Origin of the sequence: Olleya marilimosa CAM030 (assembly GCF_000518485.1) — a bacterium.
Classification (GTDB): Bacteria; Bacteroidota; Bacteroidia; order Flavobacteriales; family Flavobacteriaceae; genus Olleya; species Olleya marilimosa.
In genome coordinates, this window is the sequence record NZ_JADR01000002.1 from 156,298 (window position 1) to 174,816 (window position 18,519).

At 33.1% G+C, this 18,519-nt stretch carries 17 protein-coding genes; 13 read left to right on the plus strand and 4 right to left on the minus strand.

Annotation, left to right across the window (positions count from 1 at the left end; genetic code table 11):
• The 12 genes from M890_RS0104690 to M890_RS0104745 all read left to right on the plus strand — a co-directional run bounded on the left by M890_RS0104690 (position 1) and on the right by M890_RS0104745 (position 11,614).
• Positions 1-1,353, plus strand: a complete 1,353-nt coding sequence (locus tag M890_RS0104690; protein ID WP_028282421.1) for a TrkH family potassium uptake protein — start codon at positions 1-3, stop codon at positions 1,351-1,353.
• A gap of 2 nt (positions 1,354-1,355) precedes the next feature.
• Entirely contained in the window at positions 1,356-2,108 is a 753-nt protein-coding gene (locus M890_RS0104695; RefSeq protein WP_028282422.1) for an EI24 domain-containing protein, read from the plus strand.
• Positions 2,108-2,647, plus strand: a complete 540-nt coding sequence (locus M890_RS0104700; protein ID WP_028282423.1) for a GNAT family N-acetyltransferase — start codon at positions 2,108-2,110, stop codon at positions 2,645-2,647. Before M890_RS0104695 ends, M890_RS0104700 begins: the two co-directional genes overlap by 1 nt.
• Positions 2,637-3,539: an oxygen-dependent coproporphyrinogen oxidase gene (gene hemF, locus M890_RS0104705; RefSeq protein WP_028282424.1), complete on the plus strand. Its 903-nt coding sequence runs from the start codon at positions 2,637-2,639 to the stop codon at positions 3,537-3,539. Before M890_RS0104700 ends, hemF begins: the two co-directional genes overlap by 11 nt.
• Before the next feature lies 1 nt (position 3,540).
• Positions 3,541-3,930 (plus strand): YchJ family protein, encoded by a 390-nt coding sequence (locus M890_RS0104710; RefSeq protein WP_028282425.1) that lies wholly within the window; start codon positions 3,541-3,543, stop codon positions 3,928-3,930.
• 7 nt (positions 3,931-3,937) lie between these two features.
• The gene (gene hemB, locus M890_RS0104715; RefSeq protein WP_028282426.1) at positions 3,938-4,936 is read left to right on the plus strand and encodes a porphobilinogen synthase; all 999 of its coding nucleotides are present in this window, start codon (positions 3,938-3,940) and stop codon (positions 4,934-4,936) included.
• A gap of 24 nt (positions 4,937-4,960) precedes the next feature.
• Positions 4,961-7,483 (plus strand): T9SS type B sorting domain-containing protein, encoded by a 2,523-nt coding sequence (locus tag M890_RS0104720; RefSeq protein WP_028282427.1) that lies wholly within the window; start codon positions 4,961-4,963, stop codon positions 7,481-7,483.
• A 131-nt stretch (positions 7,484-7,614) separates the two neighbouring features.
• Complete coding sequence (locus tag M890_RS0104725) at positions 7,615-8,688, plus strand: CNNM domain-containing protein (RefSeq protein ID WP_028282428.1); 1,074 nt, start codon at positions 7,615-7,617, stop codon at positions 8,686-8,688.
• Between the two features lie 3 nt (positions 8,689-8,691).
• Entirely contained in the window at positions 8,692-9,165 is a 474-nt protein-coding gene (locus M890_RS0104730; RefSeq protein WP_028282429.1) for a methylated-DNA--[protein]-cysteine S-methyltransferase, read from the plus strand.
• Positions 9,165-9,683, plus strand: a complete 519-nt coding sequence (locus tag M890_RS0104735) for a DUF4442 domain-containing protein (protein ID WP_028282430.1) — start codon at positions 9,165-9,167, stop codon at positions 9,681-9,683. Before M890_RS0104730 ends, M890_RS0104735 begins: the two co-directional genes overlap by 1 nt.
• A gap of 53 nt (positions 9,684-9,736) precedes the next feature.
• On the plus strand, positions 9,737-10,894 hold the full coding sequence (locus tag M890_RS0104740; protein WP_028282431.1) for a serine hydrolase domain-containing protein: 1,158 nt from the start codon (positions 9,737-9,739) through the stop codon (positions 10,892-10,894).
• 6 nt (positions 10,895-10,900) lie between these two features.
• The gene (locus M890_RS0104745; RefSeq protein ID WP_028282432.1) at positions 10,901-11,614 is read left to right on the plus strand and encodes a 3'-5' exonuclease; all 714 of its coding nucleotides are present in this window, start codon (positions 10,901-10,903) and stop codon (positions 11,612-11,614) included.
• A gap of 81 nt (positions 11,615-11,695) precedes the next feature.
• Here M890_RS0104745 and M890_RS0104750 read toward each other — a convergent pair whose 3' ends face one another.
• Positions 11,696-14,350: a GEVED domain-containing protein gene (locus M890_RS0104750; RefSeq protein ID WP_028282433.1), complete on the minus strand. Its 2,655-nt coding sequence runs from the start codon at positions 14,348-14,350 to the stop codon at positions 11,696-11,698.
• A gap of 182 nt (positions 14,351-14,532) precedes the next feature.
• Here M890_RS0104750 and M890_RS0104755 point away from each other — a divergent pair, with 182 nt between their 5' ends.
• Positions 14,533-16,221, plus strand: a complete 1,689-nt coding sequence (locus tag M890_RS0104755) for an ABC transporter ATP-binding protein (protein ID WP_028282434.1) — start codon at positions 14,533-14,535, stop codon at positions 16,219-16,221.
• Positions 16,222-16,503: 282 nt separating this feature from the next.
• Here the strand turns inward: M890_RS0104755 and M890_RS0104765 are convergent, their stop codons facing one another.
• From M890_RS0104765 to M890_RS0104775, 3 genes are read right to left on the minus strand one after another with little or no spacing between them, the layout of a single operon-like run.
• Entirely contained in the window at positions 16,504-17,130 is a 627-nt protein-coding gene (locus M890_RS0104765; protein ID WP_028282435.1) for a hypothetical protein, read from the minus strand.
• Positions 17,131-17,132: 2 nt separating this feature from the next.
• Positions 17,133-17,786, minus strand: a complete 654-nt coding sequence (locus M890_RS0104770; RefSeq protein WP_028282436.1) for a CoA transferase subunit B — start codon at positions 17,784-17,786, stop codon at positions 17,133-17,135.
• 20 nt (positions 17,787-17,806) lie between these two features.
• A complete protein-coding gene (locus M890_RS0104775) occupies positions 17,807-18,499 on the minus strand; it encodes a CoA transferase subunit A (protein ID WP_028282437.1) in 693 nt (230 codons plus the stop codon).
• Positions 18,500-18,519: the final 20 nt, after the last annotated feature.

Consider the following 18,519-nt stretch of genomic DNA (forward strand, 5'->3'; position numbering starts at 1 on the left):
ATGAAACTTTCATTTAACCAAACAGCAAAAAAATATGCTTTAGTTAAAAAAAGTTGGACACCTCAACAAAATTTATTTTACGGTTTTCTAACTTATATTGCTCTAGGTTTCATATTACTCTGTTTGCCAATATTTCAAAAACAAAGCGCTTCTATTTTAGACCATTTGTTTATTGCTACTTCTGCTGTATCAACTACAGGATTGGTTACAGTTTCAATTTTTGACACCTATAATATTTTTGGACAATTTATAATAATGGTCCTGGTTCAATTAGGTGGTATTGGATATTTATCCTTTACCACCTATATGATTTTATCTACTACCAGAAAAATAACCCTATGGCATAAAAAAATATTATCCACAGAATTCACACTACCTAACACAATTAAAATTACAGACTTTTTAAAATCTGTAGTGTTATTTACACTAATAATGGAATCAATAGGTGCTATTCTGTTTTTTATAGCTTTTAAAGCACAAGGCATGCCAACCTTTGAGGCTATTTGGTCATCTGTTTTTCATAGCATAAGCTCCTTTTGTACAGCAGGCTTTAGTTTATTTAACAATAGTTTTATGGACTATGTTGACAATAATTTTGTCAATTTTATAATCTCAATGTTAGCTATTTGTGGATCATTAGGTTTTATTGTTATTACAGATTTTGGATTAAAAATTAAAAACAAATCACACAAAGTTAGTTTTACAACAAAAATAATTATCTACGGATTTTTAATGCTACTTACTTTTGGTACAGCATTTTTTTATTTTGAACCATCCATAGTCAATTACCATTCCGATTCAAGATTTATAGCTGCCTTTTTTCAATGTATGTCAGCCATGACCACAGTAGGATTTAACACTGTAGATTTTGGATATTTTACTCAGGCAATGATGTTAATTTGCATCTTTTTAATGTACATTGGAGCCTCACCATCTGGAACAGCTGGAGGAATTAAAATCACAACACTAACTGCTGTTTTTGCAGTCATGAAAAGTAGACTAACCGGAAGTAAAACTGTAACTTTTTTAGGGAGACAAATTCCTTTTGAAAGATTATACATTGCCACCTCTGCTTTTATCTTTTACACAATCATAATACTTATCGGAACTTTTTTAATAACTTTAACTAACGATTTTAAATTTGAAGAAATCCTGTTTGAAGTTTCTTCTGCACTTGGTACTGTAGGTTTAAGTACAGGTATTACAGGAGACTTAAATACAAGTGGCAAATTGGTAATTATTGCTTTAATGTTTATTGGTCGTTTAGGTGTTTTAACTTTTGGATTAGCCATCTGGTCAAGACAAAGACAACAAGAAAAACCAAATGTTATAAAAGAAGATATCGCAGTTTAAAAATGATACAAAACATAATAAAAGGAATAAACGGATACTCTGGTGCATTTGCACTAATTTCAAAACTTAAACTTTGGAAGTATTTTTTTATTCCTATTGTTATTAGTATTCTAACTGCAACTATCATTGGTTTTACCGCTTATGGACTATCCGATAATATTGGACAGTTTATCGCAAAAATTTGGTTTTGGGAATGGGGTAAACAAACCTTTACAACCATATCTACAGTCCTTGGTGCTATAATTATTATAGCATTAGGCATAATCCTTTACAAACACATTATTATGGCATTATCGGCTCCATTTATGAGTCCTGTGTCAGAAAAAATAGAAACGCATTTAACAGGTATAGTTAAACACAATCACAGAAAAACATCGTTTCAAGAGCAACTTTGGCGTGGGATTAGAATTAACATCAGAAATTTAGGTCGCGAGCTACTAATTACCATTCCAATTTTACTTCTTAAATTTATTCCTGTAATTAATATCTTTTCTACAGCATTATTAATAATCATACAATCCTATTATGCTGGTTTTGGTAATATGGATTACACCTTGGAGCGTCATTTTAATTACAAAGACAGTGTAAAATTTGTTAGAGCTAATCGTGGACTAGCTATAGGTAACGGACTAGTTTTTATCCTGTTTTTATTTATTCCAATAATTGGTGTAATTTTAGTACTACCCTTAAGTGTAACAGCAGGAACAATCAGCACTGTAAAACGTCTTAAACCCGAAAATCAAAACCTAATCTAATGATTGCAACTTTTGATGATTTTGAAATCAATCCCATCCACAATGGAGATGCATGGAAAATTTGTGATTTCATGGTTACTAATCAAGATAGGTTAAAACGTTATTTTCCTAAAACATTAGAGCAAAATCTAACACCGACTTTATCACAACTATTTGTAGATAAAAAAGTAAAACAATTTAATAATAAAGAAGAGTTTTTATTCACTTTAAAAAATGCTGAGACTAGAGATTTAGTAGGACTAATTTATATAAAAGAAGTGGACCATCACATCAAACAAGGTGAGTTTGCTTATTGCATTGATTACAACTTTCAAGGCAAAGGACTAATCACAAAGTCTGTTGCTGCATTATCATCTTACGCCTTTAAAAATCTAGATTTAAACACACTACAAATCATCGTTTTTAAAGACAATATTAGCAGTGTTAAAGTGGCAAATAACAATAGTTTTAAATGGATTAAAACCTTAAAAAACGAATTTACTCCAATTGGCGAAAAACCTCTTGATATGGAGTTATATGAATTATACAATGAAAGATAAATTTTTTGAATACATACACCAATTACAAGACAGCATAACCGCTGGATTAGAAAAAATAGATGGCAAAGCAACCTTTCAAGAAGACATTTGGAAACGACCAGAAGGTGGTGGAGGACGCACACGAGTTATAGAAAACGGAAATGTTTTTGAAAAAGGTGGTGTTAATATTTCCGGAGTTCATGGTAAATTACCAGACAGCATGCAAAAATATTTTGGTGTTGAAGATGCCGATTTTTTTGCTTGTGGATTAAGTCTAGTTTTACACCCTAAAAATCCAATGGTGCCTACTGTACACGCAAATTGGCGTTATTTTGAAATGTATGACAAAGACGGAAATATTGTAGACCAATGGTTTGGTGGCGGACAAGACCTAACACCTTATTACTTATTTGATGAGGATGCAACACACTTCCATCAAACTTGTAAAACAGCTTGCGATAAGCATAACCCAGAATTTTACCCAAAATATAAAGCACGTTGTGACGAGTATTTTTACAACTCACATCGTAATGAAGGACGTGGTATTGGAGGTTTATTTTTTGATTACTGCAAAGCTTCAGAAGACATGAACATGCAAAACTGGTACGATTTTGTAACAGAAGTTGGTGATAGTTTCCTAGAAGCATATGTACCTATTGTAGCAAAAAGAAAAGAATTAGATTACACCAAAGCACAACGTGATTGGCAAGAAATACGTCGTGGTCGATATGTAGAGTTCAACTTAGTGCATGATAAAGGAACCCTTTTTGGTTTAAAAACCAATGGTAGAATAGAGAGTATTTTAATGAGTCTTCCGCCTCATGTACAATGGGTTTATGACCATCATCCAGAAGCTGGTAGCGAAGAGGAAAGGTTAATTAAAATATTGCAAAACCCTAAAGATTGGGTCTAAAATGAATTGCTACTGCGGAAATACTAAGCATTATAAAACCTGTTGTGAAGTCTTTCATTTAAATAATGGACAAACCGAAACAGCAGAACAATTAATGCGTTCTAGATATAGTGCATTTGTATTAGCAAATGGCGATTATTTAATGCAAACTCACCATAAATCAACCAGACCAAAATCCCAAAAAAAAGCGATTGTAAAATGGGCAAAATCAGTAGAGTGGATAAAGTTAGAAGTACAAGACACCACTAAAGGATTAGTAAACGATAAAGAAGGTACAGTTACCTTTAACGCCTATTTTTATGAAAATGGTAAAGTAGATATTATTCACGAAAAATCTGCTTTTATAAAACAAAACAACAAATGGTATTACTTAGGTTATGCCAAAAACTAAAAATAATATGTATCCAATTAAAAGAAATAGAAGATTAAGAACAAACGAAGCGATTAGAAGCTTAGTAAGAGAAACTATAATCTCTCCAAACGATTTTTTAGTACCACTTTTTATTGTCGAAGGAAAAGGTATAAAAGAAGAAATTGCATCTATGCCAAACTACTATCGTTACAGCTTAGATTTATTACAAGCCGAAGTAAAAGAACTTTGGAAACTAGGCTTAAAATCGGTATTACTATTTGTAAAAGTTCCAGACCATTTAAAAGACAATAAAGGGACTGAAGCTATAAATCCAGATGGATTAATGCAACGTGCTATAAAAACAGTTAAAAATGTATGTCCAGATATGCTAGTAATGACAGATGTTGCACTAGATCCTTATTCTGTTTATGGACACGACGGAATTATAGAAAACGGAATAGTTGTTAACGATGACACGGTAGATGTTTTAGCAGAAATGAGTATATCACATGCTGAAGCTGGAGCAAATTTTGTTGCACCAAGTGACATGATGGATGGTCGTATTTTAGCTATTCGCGAAGCTTTGGAAGACCAAGGATTTACAGACACAGGTATCATGAGCTATTCAGCTAAATATGCCTCAGCTTTTTATGGTCCTTTTCGTGATGCGTTAGACTCAGCTCCAGTAGATGCACAAGATATTCCTAAGGATAAAAAAACCTACCAAATGGATTATGCTAATCGCTTTGAAGCACTACGCGAAACTGAAATGGATATAGATGAAGGAGCAGATATTGTAATGGTAAAACCAGGATTATGCTACTTAGATATTGTCCGAGAAATTAAAAACGAAGTTGATGTACCTGTTGCTGTATATCAAGTTTCTGGAGAGTATGCAATGCTTAAGGCTGCTGCCGAAAAAGGTTGGTTGGATCACGATGCTGTAATGATGGAACAAGTTACAGCTATTAAACGTGCTGGTGCAGATGTAATTGCAAGTTATTTTGCTAAAGACGTTGTAAAAATTATTAATAATATATCTTAACAAAGTCTAAAATCACGCTATTAAATGATATTAAGATTTAAATTTTTATTATTCATTTGTGCTTTATGTCTAACCAACATTACTTACGCACAATTAGAAACCCATTTGATTTCTGGCGAAGGCTGGGCAAAAGGAGATTACGTTGAAATTGGCATAAATGCTAAAGGTGTTTATGGAGCAAGCACATATAACAAACCTGCTTCGTTTCATGATAACAGAGAGTCAGATATAAATAACCTCTTTGGGTTTATCGCAAACCCTTTAGCAGATGGATGGGTAGATTATGATGGAGATTTTTTTACGCCAGGAGATCCAGAAGAGGGTTTTTGTGTATCGATAAATGGGATAAATTATAATAACAACAATAACTCTTCTTTATTTCAAATACCAGGAGAGGTTAAAGGCGTTAATGTGATATCATCCGATTGTTTTGATGATACTGCTCAAATATTTTGGGAAGGAAATGTTGATGGTTTAAATATAAAAAGATATTATAGTGTAACCAAAGATGGACTATTTATTCAAATGTCCACAACTATTAAAAACATTTCAAATGTAGTTAAGCCTAGTGTTTTCTTTATGCACAACGTAGATCCCGATAATAATGTTACATTAAGTGGAGAACACTCTACAGATATCGAGATTGTGTCACAAGCAAGTTCTGCAGTAGATAACATTAGCTTAGTAACAGCCTCTCAAGCACCTCTTTTAATTCCTGAAGACATGGATGGGTCTAACGTTAGTTTTTTCTGCAAAGATGAATTAGCAAGAGTTTCTTTTGGTGGTTTTAATAACAGAAGTGCTACAGAAATTTGGAACGGAATGACGTTTTCTGGTGCAGAAGGAGACCTAACACTTGATGAAGATGTAGCAATCTCGATTGCATTTAATTTGGGTGATATTGCACCAAACGAAGCAAAAAAATTCACTTATTATTATATTCTTAAAGAAATTGAAGAATCTTTCATTCCTTTAATTGTAAATATTTTTAAAGAAAACCCATCCATATGTGATGGCACTGATGGAAAAATTATTTTTTCTGGATTAACCGCTGGAGAGTCCTATGTAATAAGTTACAAAGATGATGGTGTACTAATACCTAGTCAAACTTTTATTGCAGATACTTTAGGTGATATTGAAATTAGCAATTTAGATTCCGGAATATACTCTGATGTGACAATAAATTTTGCAGGTTGTGACACCAACATAAACACGCTTTTTGAGCTATCAGACCCTGTACCACCAAATTTTAATTTAACCCATGTAGACTTAAGTAATTGTGCAAGTTTTGATGCACAAATTAACATTCAAAACTTAACACCTTATACAAACTACTTAGTATCTTACACTTTAGACAACACAACTTTTTATGGTCCAGAGGAGTATACTGCAAATTTTAATGGCGAAATAAATTTATTAAACCTAGATAGAGGTATATATTCAGATTTTATTTTAGAACAATATGGATGCTATACTGCAAGCAATCAAATTGTAGAAGTATTAGGTCCAGCAATACCAACAGCTTATAGCATACCACCACAGTTTTATTGCGATCAGGATTACGATTACGTTACATCAATAGATTTATCTTCAAATAATACTTTTATATTAGGTCCAGATAATCCCTTAGACTATCAAATAACTTATCATTTAACAGAACAAGATGCTATTAATGGTGTTAACCTAAATACAACAGCTTATACAACATCTGGATTAAATAGTTTTACACTCTACGCAAAAAAAACAGATTTAAGTCATTTTTGTTATTCTTATATTCCTTTTACAGTAACCATAAATTTACCGCCAACTTTTAGTGTTAATGATGCTATAATTTGCGTAAATATTGATGATACTGTAAACACAGATTATAGTCCTGCTGTACTATCAACAAATTTATCAAGCGCAAACTATACATTTGAGTGGTATTTTGAAGGTAACTTAATGCCAGGAGAAAGCGGAAGTTATTTAATAGCTAATAATTACGGATTGTACGCAGTGACAGCTACTAGTTTAGCTACACAATGCGCATATACCAATCAAGCAAATGTGTTTCCGTCTGGACCACCTAAAACTCTTGAGGTAGAAATTATATCAGAACCTTTTTCTGAAAATCATACTATAGAAATCATAACTACAGGTCATGGTGATTATGTTTATAATATAGACAATCAAACCAATCAAAACTCTCCAATATTTAATGATATTTCTGCAGGACACCACAGTTTTACTATTACAGACTTTAATGGTTGTGGACAGGTAACTATAGACAAAACTTTGATAGATTACATGCATTTTTTTACACCTAATAATGATGGTCATAATGATAATTGGCAGATTATAGGAGTAGAAAAATTAATACAACCAAAAATTTACATCTTTAATAGACATGGTAAATTTTTAACAACGGTTAATCCTAAAGGTTTAGGATGGGACGGAAAATATAACGGAACATTATTACCTGCTTCTGACTACTGGTTTAAAGTAGAATTTTTGGATCAGGACAATATAGAACGCGAATTTAAATCGCATTTTACCTTAAGACGTTAAAAAAAACTAACAACAAAACGCTTTAACCACTCTATACAACCCTTAAACTATTAATAATTACAACTTTTATTTCAAGGTAACTAATTAAATTATTATCGTAAATTTGTATCACACTAATTAAAAATCTATCCATGGGATTATTATTATTTTACGGAGTTATATCAATCTTTTTTTCGTTTTTATGTTCTATTTTAGAAGCAGTGCTTTTAAGCGTTACACCCACATTTATTAATGTGAAAAAACAAGAAGGGAAGGCTTTCGCCGAAAACTTAGAAGAACTAAAAAAAGATGTAGATAGACCTTTAATTGCTATTTTAACCCTAAACACAATCGCACATACAGTTGGTGCCATTTTAGTTGGTAAAGAAGCTGAAGGACTTTACGGAAGTGGTGATGGATACGGAGTATTTATAGTGTCTGCAGTTATGACTATTTTAATATTAGTTGCTTCAGAAATTATCCCAAAAACCATTGGTGCAACCTACTGGAAAAGTTTAGCTGGTTTTACAACAACAGCACTTAATCTTTTAATTTTCCCATTAAAATGGACAGGTTTGTTATGGGTCATGCAACTTACAACAAAGTTAATTGGTGGTAAAGGTCATGGTAGCGTGTTAAGTCGCGAAGGATTTTTGGTCATGGCTGATATGGCACATGAAGAAGGTGTCTTTGAAGGAAACGAAAGCCGAATTATTAAAAACCTTTTAACCTTTAAAGAGGTCTTTGCTAAAAATGTAATGACACCACGTACTGTAATGCAATCTGAAAACGAAAACACAACTGTCGAAGATTTTTTTAACAGAAACATGAACCTTCGTTTTTCAAGAATTCCTGTATATTCTGAAACTGAAGATAACATAAAAGGTTTAGTTTTAAAAGACGAAATTTTTAAAGAAATGGCTTTAGGTAATGGATCCAAAAAGTTAATCGAATTAAAACGAGACATTATAATTGTAGACCGTAACTTACCTATCCCAACACTTTTTGAGCAACTTGTTGAAACTAGAAACCACATGGCTTTAGTGGTAGACGAGTATGGATCTGTTAGCGGAATTGTTACTATGGAAGATGTCATAGAAACACTTTTAGGTATGGAAATTATGGACGAAAGCGATAATGTTAGTGACCTACAAAACTTAGCAAGAAAAAGCTGGGAAGCGCGTGCAAAAAAATTGGGTATCATAGACGAAAATAATCCTGAATAATAAATGGATACATGCATTATCAAATCGCCTTTAGGTTTTACTAAAATAACAGGTGATGTTAATGGTATTGCATCAGTAATCGTTTTAAATTCAGAAGAAAAAGTTTCAGTTAAAATACCTAAAACTTTAAAAGACTGTGTGCTTCAGCTTAACCAATATTTTGAAGGTTCGCGAGAACAATTCAGCTTAAAGCTAAACCCAAAAGGTACAGATTTTCAAAATCGTGTTTGGCTAAGCTTACAAACTATCCCGTTTGGCAAAACCACTTCTTATCTTCAACTCTCAAAACAACTAGGAGACCCAAAAGCTATCAGAGCAGTTGCTAACGCTAATGGTAAAAATCCATTATGGATTATAATACCATGTCATAGGGTTATAGGTACAGACGGAAGCTTAACAGGATATGCAGGAGGTTTACACCGCAAACAATGGTTGTTAGATCATGAAAGCCCATATAAACAGCAATCTTTATTTTAATGTACAAAGTAGTAACCCAATTTTTAACACGTTTTGTTAAACCAGCAACAATATATAAATACGGTTTTAACTGGTCACCAATGTATAGACGCACAACCGCAAGACTTACAGAGGTTAGCGACGATTTACACTACGTCAAAATACGCTTAAAACTTAACTATAAAAACCGCAATTACGCTGGATCCATGTTTGGTGGTAGTATGTTATCTGCTACAGATCCTATTTACATGATACAACTAATTCAAATTTTAGGTGACGACTATGTGGTTTGGGACAAAGCGGTTACTGCCAAATACAAACGTCCTGGTAAAAGCACAATTTATGGCGAATTTGTTTTTACAGAAGAAGAAATCGAAGCCTTAAAAAATCAATTAAAAACAGAACAACAAGTTGATATTATCAAAACAATGCAATTGGTAAATACCAAAGCTGAAGTTATTGCAGAATTTTCAAAAACGCTATACATCGCACAAAAAACATACTACAAACAAAAACTAGCTGCAAGAAAAGCAAAATAACTAGCATTAATTTATTATTTCATTATATTTAAGTTCTAAACTAATTAAATAAAATGAAATTTTTAAAAAAGCTTTTAAAAGTGCTTGTAGTTCTATTTGGATTACTAATCGCAACCCTTTACATAACAGACACAGATTATCTAATTAAGGCTGTACGCACCATATATATGCGTGGATACACAACAGCATTTTTAGATGACTACAAAAAGTTTGATAACCAAGTGGTAGAAAATGGTACACCTCAACCTTGGCCTAATCACAAGGATTATAATTCGGTTAAAGAAACCTCAACACTAGACAAAGCAAACAAAGATTGGGGAACAATAGCTTACGTCATAATTAAAAATGATAGTATTTGGTTTGAAAACTACTACGATGGTTACAATAAAGATTCCAAGTCCAACTCCTTTTCTATGGCTAAAAGCTATGTCTCAGGACTTATGGGAAAAGCTATAATGGAAGGTTACATTAAAAGTTTAGACCAACCAGTTTGTGACTTTTTACCAGCCTTTTGTGATGGTGATGCAGCAAAAATGACTGTTGGAGATTTATCTAGCATGTCCTCTGGTACCAATTGGGATGAAGCATACTATTCCCCTTTATCTATTACAACACGTGCTTATTTTGACGATGACTTAGCTAAAGTTATGAATGGTTTAAAAGTTGTAGACCAACCAGGTCAAGCTTTTAAATACGCTAGTGGTGATACACAAATGTTAGCTATGGTTATTGAAAAAGCAACAGGTAAAAAAATGTACGATTATTTAACCGAAAGCTTTTGGAAACCATTAGGAAGTGAAAACGAAACGTTATGGCAAGTCGATAGCGAAACCCATGATTTAGTAAAAGCCTACTGCTGTATTGCTAGTAATGCTAAAGATTTTGCAAGATTTGGTAAACTATACAAAGACCATGGAAAATGGAATGGAAAACAAGTATTAGATTCGGCTTTTGTAGCAAAATCCCTAAAACCTCGTTTTGCAGCTAGTCCAGAATATGGCTATGGTTGGTGGTTAAAAACCCAAAATGAAAAAGACTTTTTTATGATGCGTGGTCATTTGGGACAGTACGTTATTGTGCAACCGGATGACAATGTAATTATTGTAAGATTAGGGCATCAAAAATCACCAGATGAAGGTGTTGGTGTATTTACTAATGATATTACTTTATACATTGATGAAGCTTATAAAATGCTTAATATGAAAAACTAAGGTATTATGATTACCAAACTCAACCTTGAAAATATCTTGTTTTTGGACATAGAAACTGTTCCAGAGACACAACATTTTTCTGATTTAGATAAAACTAAGCAAGACCTTTGGGACGCCAAATCACGTTACCAACGTAAAGAAGAGTTTACTGCTGAAGAGTTTTACGATCGTGCTGGAATTTGGGCAGAGTTTGGAAAAATTATATGTATTTCGGTTGGCTATTTTACCATCCAAGGTGATACGCGTCTATTTAGGACAACCTCTTTTTATGGTGAAGAACGTAAACTTTTAGTCGAATTTAAAAACCTTTTAATTTCTCATTTTAGTCAAGCCAAACACCTACTTTGTGCACATAATGGTAAGGAGTTTGACTTTCCATACATCGCTAGACGTATGATTATCCATAACATAGAATTACCTTATAAATTAAATCTTTTTGGTAAAAAACCATGGGAAATTCCGCACTTAGACACTATGGAATTATGGAAATTTGGTGACTACAAAACCTATACATCATTAAAGTTAATGACTAACGTTTTAGGTATACCAAGTCCAAAAGATGATATTGATGGCAGCGAAGTTTACAAAACATATTATGTAGACAATGACATTGATCGTATTATTATTTATTGCGAAAAAGATACCATTGCTGTAGCTCAAATATTTTTGCGCTTAAGAGGCGATTCCATTCTTACCGATGATGAAATTATTCATGTTTAAAAAACACAAATAAATAAAAAGCCTCAACTTTCGTTGAGGCTTTTAGCAATAAAAAATTGATTGATTAATTAAGACTAATTGTTATTGCTTTATAAACTTTCTAGTTTCAATAGTATCATTTACTTCAAACTGAATTAAATATAAACCAGCTTCAAGTTGACTAACATTAATACCATTGGATGTTGTAATACCTTTAGCAACATGTTGTCCTAACATATTTACTACAGTAAATGGTAAGTTATCTACATTTGATTTAACAAAAACAGCATTGCCTTTTACAGGATTTGGATAAACAGAGATTTCAACGCCTAAATGTTGTACAAAACCTTCGTTAGATGTTCTTGCTGTTCCGCAAGCACCTAAATTAACCCATCCACTTGCTGTTCTTTCATATAAATTACCTAAATAGGTTACTTGATCTCCCACTGAGTAAGATTGGCTACCATTGTATTCTGCAACTCCTGCACACTTATCTGCAGATCCATTAGTTAAACTTATAGCATCAACTGCCATATCACCTTGCCAAGTAGTACCTGTTGTTCCATCAAATCTTAATCTAACTGAATTTCCTGAGTAAGAAGACAAATCTACGTTGGCATCTAACCAAGAATTACCTTGATTACCTGATCTTGTCCATACAGTAGACCAAGTAGATCCATTGTTAGTACTAATTGCTAAACTTAAACTTCCCATAGCAGATGTACCATACATATGGTATTTAAAGCTAAAGTTTCCGTTATTTATTCCAGACAAGTTAAAGCAAGGAGACACTAATATAGCTCGCTTAGTAGAGTAATTTGGTGCTGAAGACTCCATGTAAACATATTGAGACCCTTCACTTGCACTTGATGGACCTGTACTGCTTGAAGGCGTAGATCCACTTCTTCTTGTCCAATCAAAATCGTCACCACTTCCTTGAGTCCATGATCCAAAACTAGATTCAAAACCTTCATTATAAGGAAATGAAGAAATTGCTCCAGAACAACCTGTTGTACTTGCTGGACTTACTACAATACTTCTAGATACTTGATTTGCTGCATTACCTGCCGCATCACTAACATTGTAGTTTCTTGTATATGTACCTGCTGAGTTAGTATTTACTGTACCAGAAATTACAATACTTGATGTTATATTTCCATCAACATTATCTGTTGCAGTAGCACCTTGTTCTGTATATGTATCTCCAACGGTTAAGTTAATTGTAGATCCTCCTATTAAAGTTATAACTGGCTTAACTGTATCTGCAGCTCCAACAGTAATATTTACTGTATAATCTTCAACTTCTCCATAAGAAAAAGTTTCACAAGATGTAGGTACTGCGTTATATTTCATAGATACTCTTAACCTTGTACTACCTGTAACAGCACTACTTGGTATTGTAAAGCTTCCACTAGCTGGAGTTGCTGTTGATGCTGCTTTAGAGAAAATTTGCTCTCCTGAATCTGTAAAATCACCATCGTTATTATAGTCAATCCAAGCTGCATAACCCTCTGCATATGTAGTACCTGTCCAAGTTGGCGTAATAGTTATAGTATTAGAAGATCCTTTAGTCAAATTAGTCGTTATGTTAGTAAAATCTGAATATAATTGCGCTCCTGAGGCATTGTTAATAGATCCTACTTGAACACGACTAATATACTCGTCACTTACACTATTCCCTTGAGAAGCACAATATTGTGTACCTGTTGTACAAGGTGTACATGCAGATCCACCACAATCCACTCCAGTTTCGTCACCATTTTGAACACCATCTGTACAAGTTGGTGTTGTTCCACCTCCTCCACACTTATCTGATAATCCTAAAGCTGCACGAGGTCCTCCACTAAGTAAAGTTGCTCTCATACGTGCTTTTTGTCCTTGTGTAAATAAATTCATACAAGAGTCATTGGTGTAATCCATATAGTTTTGTACCATATCTGTAGATCCACAAGATACTTTTCCTACTGGACAACCACCATTTGATGTTTGGTGTGTTGGTGTATCGCTTACAAAATCGTTACCACAATTAGAATCTCCCCAAATATGACGTAAATTTAAAAAGTGACCAACTTCGTGAGTTGTTGTTCTTCCTCCATCAAAAGGAGCGCTAACATTACCAACTCTACCAAAATAATTATATCCCATAACAACACCATCTGTTGCAGCACTACCACCAGGAAATTGAGCATATCCTAAAATGGTATTTCCTCCACTTGTCATTTGTGGTACAATCCACATGTTTAAATACTCACTAGTATTCCATGGGTTAACACCACCAGTAGACGTTCGTTTCATGTCATCTGATGTTCCCCAATCTTGGCGTGTAACTTGTTTTCTAGTAATACCTGTTGTTGCATTTCCGTTAGGATCAATGGTTGTTAAGCAAAACTGAATTTCAGAATCTGCTGCCTGAGACCACGTATTATCAGCATCAGGATTGGTACGTCTAAAATCTTCGTTTAAAACATCAATTTGCGATTGGATTTGCGCTACGCTAATATTTTCTGTACTATTTCTATATAATACATGCACAACAACTGGTATTGTAATAATACTACCATCTATTCGCGCATTTTGAGATTGCGCTATACGCTGTTGTGTAAAAGCTTCAATCTGTTCCATCCTTTGCTCTAAGGTTGGATCTAATTGTTTTCTGTGTTCTAAGTTCTCCATTGTAGAACAATTTCTATCTTGCTGAGCAAAAACAGAAAGCGTTAATAAAAAACTTAATAATGATAAAGTAATTGTTTTTTTCATGCTAATTAATTAATGGATTAAGGTAATAATTATCAATTTGGTGGTTAAATTATTAAAATTTTAACAATAAATCATTTGTTACAGTTTCTTTTTCGATTAAAAACAGGTTATTTAAAAACATTCGCTTTTAAGTGTGGTTATACCCACAATCAATTGAAAGAAATTAATTACTTTTACTCTATATGAGCGAGATTTTACTTAAAACTGACAGTCTAACTATTAACGTAAAAAAGGAGTCTGATTACAAGACCATTATCAACAACATTTCCTACCATATTAATAAAAATGAGATTGTTGGAATAGTTGGAGAGTCTGGTTCTGGTAAATCTGTATCGTCATTAGCTATTTTAGGCCTATTACCAAAATCTGTTTTTAAATTTACTTCAGGTAGTATTGTTTTTGACAATAAAGATTTGACTACTTTAAATAATAAACAACTACAAACCATACGAGGGATTAAAATTGGAATGATTTTTCAAGAACCTATGAGTTCTCTAAACCCATCTATGACCTGTGGTAAACAGGTAGAAGAGGTTTTATTTCGACATACCAATTTATCAAAAAAACAAGTTAAGGCTGAGACATTAGCATTACTTAACAAAGTAAAACTTCCAAATCCTGAACGCGTTTATAAAGCTTATCCACATGAAATTTCTGGTGGACAAAAACAACGTGTTATGATTGCTATGGCTATAGCCTGCAAACCTCAATTATTAATTGCAGACGAACCAACAACTGCTTTGGACGTTACTGTCCAAAAAGAAATAATTAGTCTTTTAAAAGAGCTGCAAACCGAAACTAAAATGAGTATTATTTTTATTACTCACGATTTAAGTTTAATCTCTGAAATTGCAGACCGAGTACTTGTTATGTATAAAGGACAAATTGTAGAACAAAATACGGCTAACTCTATTTTTAACAACCCAAAAGACAATTATACAAAAGCACTTATAAAATCTAGACCATCTTTAGACGTTAGACTTAAAACGTTACCAACTATAGCAGACGTATTAAAAAATGAAGTTTCGGAAGTAGTAGTGACTAGTAATATGCGTCAAATTCAGCATAAAAAAATATACGCAAAACCTCCTTTATTAGAAGTTAAAAATCTTGAAAAAGAATACATTTCTAAATCAGGTTTTTTTGCTAAAGCAGAAACATTTAAAGCAGTTAATAATGTTAGTTTTAATTTGTATGAAGGTGAAACTTTAGGTCTAGTTGGCGAGTCTGGTTGCGGAAAATCTACCTTAGGAAATGCCATCTTGTTATTAGATAAAGCTACTAAAGGTCAGATATTATATAAAGGTAAGGACATTACCAATTTAACCAAAGCTGAAACAATAGCTATTAGAAAAGATATTCAAATAATTTTTCAAGATCCCTATGCGTCATTAAACCCAAGGCTTACTGTTGGTAATGCTATAATGGAACCTATGAAAGTGCATAAATTGTATGCATCTGATACAGAAAGAAAAGATAAAACCTTAGAGTTATTAAATCGTGTTGGATTAGATGCTACAGCCTTTAATAGATATCCACATGAGTTTTCTGGAGGACAAAGACAACGTGTAGGTATTGCACGCACAATTGCTTTACAACCTAAATTAATAGTATGTGACGAGTCCGTATCTGCTCTAGATATTTCTGTACAAGCACAAGTATTAAATTTATTAAATGAATTAAAGGAAAAGTTTGGTTTTACTTACATATTTATCTCTCATGATTTAGCAGTTGTAAAATACATGAGTGATCAATTATTAGTTATGAATAAAGGTGAAATTGAAGAATTAGCTGATGCTGATATTATTTACAACACACCTCAAAAAGCCTATACAAAAAAGCTAATTGCTGCTATCCCAAAGGGACTATAGCATAAATACTTTTTTGGTTAAATAGAAAACGCTGCTAATAAAATTAACAGCATTTTTAAATCCTTTTCTTAAATTCTTAAAAAACATAGTAGGTTAAGTTTTTGATAAATTTGAAACAAAAAAGTATTAAAAATAGATTAAGTCATGGTAGACTTGGGTTATTTCTAATGGTTAGGTTTGGGATTGTAAACATACAACCTCTTTTCATAATAATCAGACAAAAAGCATAATTATTCGATGAAATGCACTTAATTTTAACATTTAGTGCGTTTATTGGACTTTTTACTTTGTCTTTTTAGCTGGCTTAGTAGTCAAAACACCTCTAGTAGGATAGTAACTTCTACCATAATTAGATCGTTTATCCTCACCTAATCTAGCTGCCACTTGGTTAGTCATTTTAATTACAAAAACCTCCTCAGCATTTGGAAACGACAAATCGCGTCCATCTGCATCTATTTTTTGACCTTTAGACTTATGGTTTCTTTTTCTAGACAAGTAATCTTCTGTGTCGTACAACTCGTTATAACAATGGATTAATTCATGGGATAATAAGGATACAGGAGAATTGTATCCTTTATTACGTTTGAACCATCTTTTTTTATGATTTTTTCTAAACACTACTCCATGAGTATCATAAAACAAAATAGTATTATGCGCTGGACTATAAGCATTTTTCTCTGCAGGAACTATAGTAATACTATTATCTGTATCTGCCACTAAAACATCAATGACATCAATACTATGCGTTTGATTATCCTCTATAAAAGTAATGGTAAGCGCACTACTTTTTACCAAAAAATCTAAAGCAATGGTTACGTTTTTTAAAAACCGATCTTCAATTAGATCATAATTTCTGTCTAATACATAATGATAGTCTATAAACTGATTACTTAAGGTCTTAATTTGCATTATTATATATCCATTTCTGGGATGTCACCTTCAATAATTAAATGACCTTCTGTAGCTTTTTTAATGTCCTCTACTGACACGCCTGGAGCTCGTTCTAATAATTTAAATCCTTTATCTGTAACTTCAATAACAGCTAAATTGGTAACGATTTTTTTAACACAACCAACTCCTGTCAATGGAAGACTGCACTTTTTAAGCAGTTTAGACTCTCCTGCTCTATTGGTATGCATCATTGCTACAATAATATTTTCTGCACTTGCAACCAGATCCATAGCTCCTCCCATACCCTTAACCATTTTGCCAGGTATTTTCCAGTTAGCAATGTCACCATTTTCTGCAACTTCCATTGCGCCTAAAATAGTCAAGTCTACGTGTTGTCCTCTAATCATAGAAAAACTCATTGCAGAGTCAAAAAAACTAGCTCCTGGTAATGTTGTAATGGTTTGTTTTCCTGCATTAATAATATCTGCATCTTCTTCGCCTTCAAACGGAAAAGGTCCCATTCCTAAAACTCCGTTTTCTGATTGAAATTCAACTTCTATATCATCACGCACATAATTGGCAACTAAGGTTGGAATACCAATTCCTAAATTAACATAGTAGCCATCTTGTACTTCTTTAGCTATTCGCTTTGCTATTCCTGTTTTATCTAACATATTGTATGTCTTTAACTTCTTTATCTAACTGTTCTTTGCTCAATTCTTTTCTCATATTTTTCACCTTGAAAAATACGTTGTACAAATATACCTGGAATGTGTATTTGATTAGGATCTAACTCACCAACTGGAACCAACTCTTCAACCTCAGCAACAGTAATTTTAGCTGCTCCAGCCATACAAGGGTTAAAGTTTCTAGCTGTACCTTTAAATATTAAATTTCCCGCTGCATCACCTTTCCAAGCTTTTACAAAAGCAAAGTCTGCTTTAAAAGCGTGTTCTAGCACATACATTTTACCATCAAACTCTCTGGTTTCTTTACCTTCGGCCACTTCTGTACCAAAACCTGCTGGTGTAAAAATAGCTGGAAAACCTGCTTGAGCAGCACGACAACGCTCAGCCAATGTCCCTTGCGGAATTAGCTCTACATCTAATTCGCCAGACAACATTTGTCTTTCAAACTCATCATTTTCTCCTACGTAAGAGGATACCATTTTTTTTATTTGCTTTTTTTGAAGTAGCAAACCTAAACCAAAGTCGTCAACACCTGCATTATTTGAAATACAAGTCACACCTTTTACATTACGTTTTACCAACTCTGCTATAGCATTTTCAGGAATACCACTAAGTCCAAAACCCCCTAACATAAAGGTCATATTATCTTGTACGCCTTCTAACGCATCTGAAACTGAATTAACTGTTTTTAGAATCATTATTTTCTAATTTTTTGTGG

What these genes read in the sequence shown, in the direction of transcription:
- M890_RS0104690 (WP_028282421.1), top strand. Translation starts at nt 1, where the DNA reads ATGAAACTTTCATTTAACCAAACAGCAAAAAAATATGCTTTAGTTAAA.
- M890_RS0104695 (WP_028282422.1), top strand. Translation starts at nt 1,356, where the DNA reads ATGATACAAAACATAATAAAAGGAATAAACGGATACTCTGGTGCATTT.
- M890_RS0104700 (WP_028282423.1), top strand. Translation starts at nt 2,108, where the DNA reads ATGATTGCAACTTTTGATGATTTTGAAATCAATCCCATCCACAATGGA.
- hemF (WP_028282424.1), top strand. Translation starts at nt 2,637, where the DNA reads ATGAAAGATAAATTTTTTGAATACATACACCAATTACAAGACAGCATA.
- M890_RS0104710 (WP_028282425.1), top strand. Translation starts at nt 3,541, where the DNA reads ATGAATTGCTACTGCGGAAATACTAAGCATTATAAAACCTGTTGTGAA.
- hemB (WP_028282426.1), top strand. Translation starts at nt 3,938, where the DNA reads ATGTATCCAATTAAAAGAAATAGAAGATTAAGAACAAACGAAGCGATT.
- M890_RS0104720 (WP_028282427.1), top strand. Translation starts at nt 4,961, where the DNA reads ATGATATTAAGATTTAAATTTTTATTATTCATTTGTGCTTTATGTCTA.
- M890_RS0104725 (WP_028282428.1), top strand. Translation starts at nt 7,615, where the DNA reads ATGGGATTATTATTATTTTACGGAGTTATATCAATCTTTTTTTCGTTT.
- M890_RS0104730 (WP_028282429.1), top strand. Translation starts at nt 8,692, where the DNA reads ATGGATACATGCATTATCAAATCGCCTTTAGGTTTTACTAAAATAACA.
- M890_RS0104735 (WP_028282430.1), top strand. Translation starts at nt 9,165, where the DNA reads ATGTACAAAGTAGTAACCCAATTTTTAACACGTTTTGTTAAACCAGCA.
- M890_RS0104740 (WP_028282431.1), top strand. Translation starts at nt 9,737, where the DNA reads ATGAAATTTTTAAAAAAGCTTTTAAAAGTGCTTGTAGTTCTATTTGGA.
- M890_RS0104745 (WP_028282432.1), top strand. Translation starts at nt 10,901, where the DNA reads ATGATTACCAAACTCAACCTTGAAAATATCTTGTTTTTGGACATAGAA.
- M890_RS0104750 (WP_028282433.1), bottom strand. Translation starts at nt 14,350, where the DNA reads ATGAAAAAAACAATTACTTTATCATTATTAAGTTTTTTATTAACGCTT.
- M890_RS0104755 (WP_028282434.1), top strand. Translation starts at nt 14,533, where the DNA reads ATGAGCGAGATTTTACTTAAAACTGACAGTCTAACTATTAACGTAAAA.
- M890_RS0104765 (WP_028282435.1), bottom strand. Translation starts at nt 17,130, where the DNA reads ATGCAAATTAAGACCTTAAGTAATCAGTTTATAGACTATCATTATGTA.
- M890_RS0104770 (WP_028282436.1), bottom strand. Translation starts at nt 17,786, where the DNA reads ATGTTAGATAAAACAGGAATAGCAAAGCGAATAGCTAAAGAAGTACAA.
- M890_RS0104775 (WP_028282437.1), bottom strand. Translation starts at nt 18,499, where the DNA reads ATGATTCTAAAAACAGTTAATTCAGTTTCAGATGCGTTAGAAGGCGTA.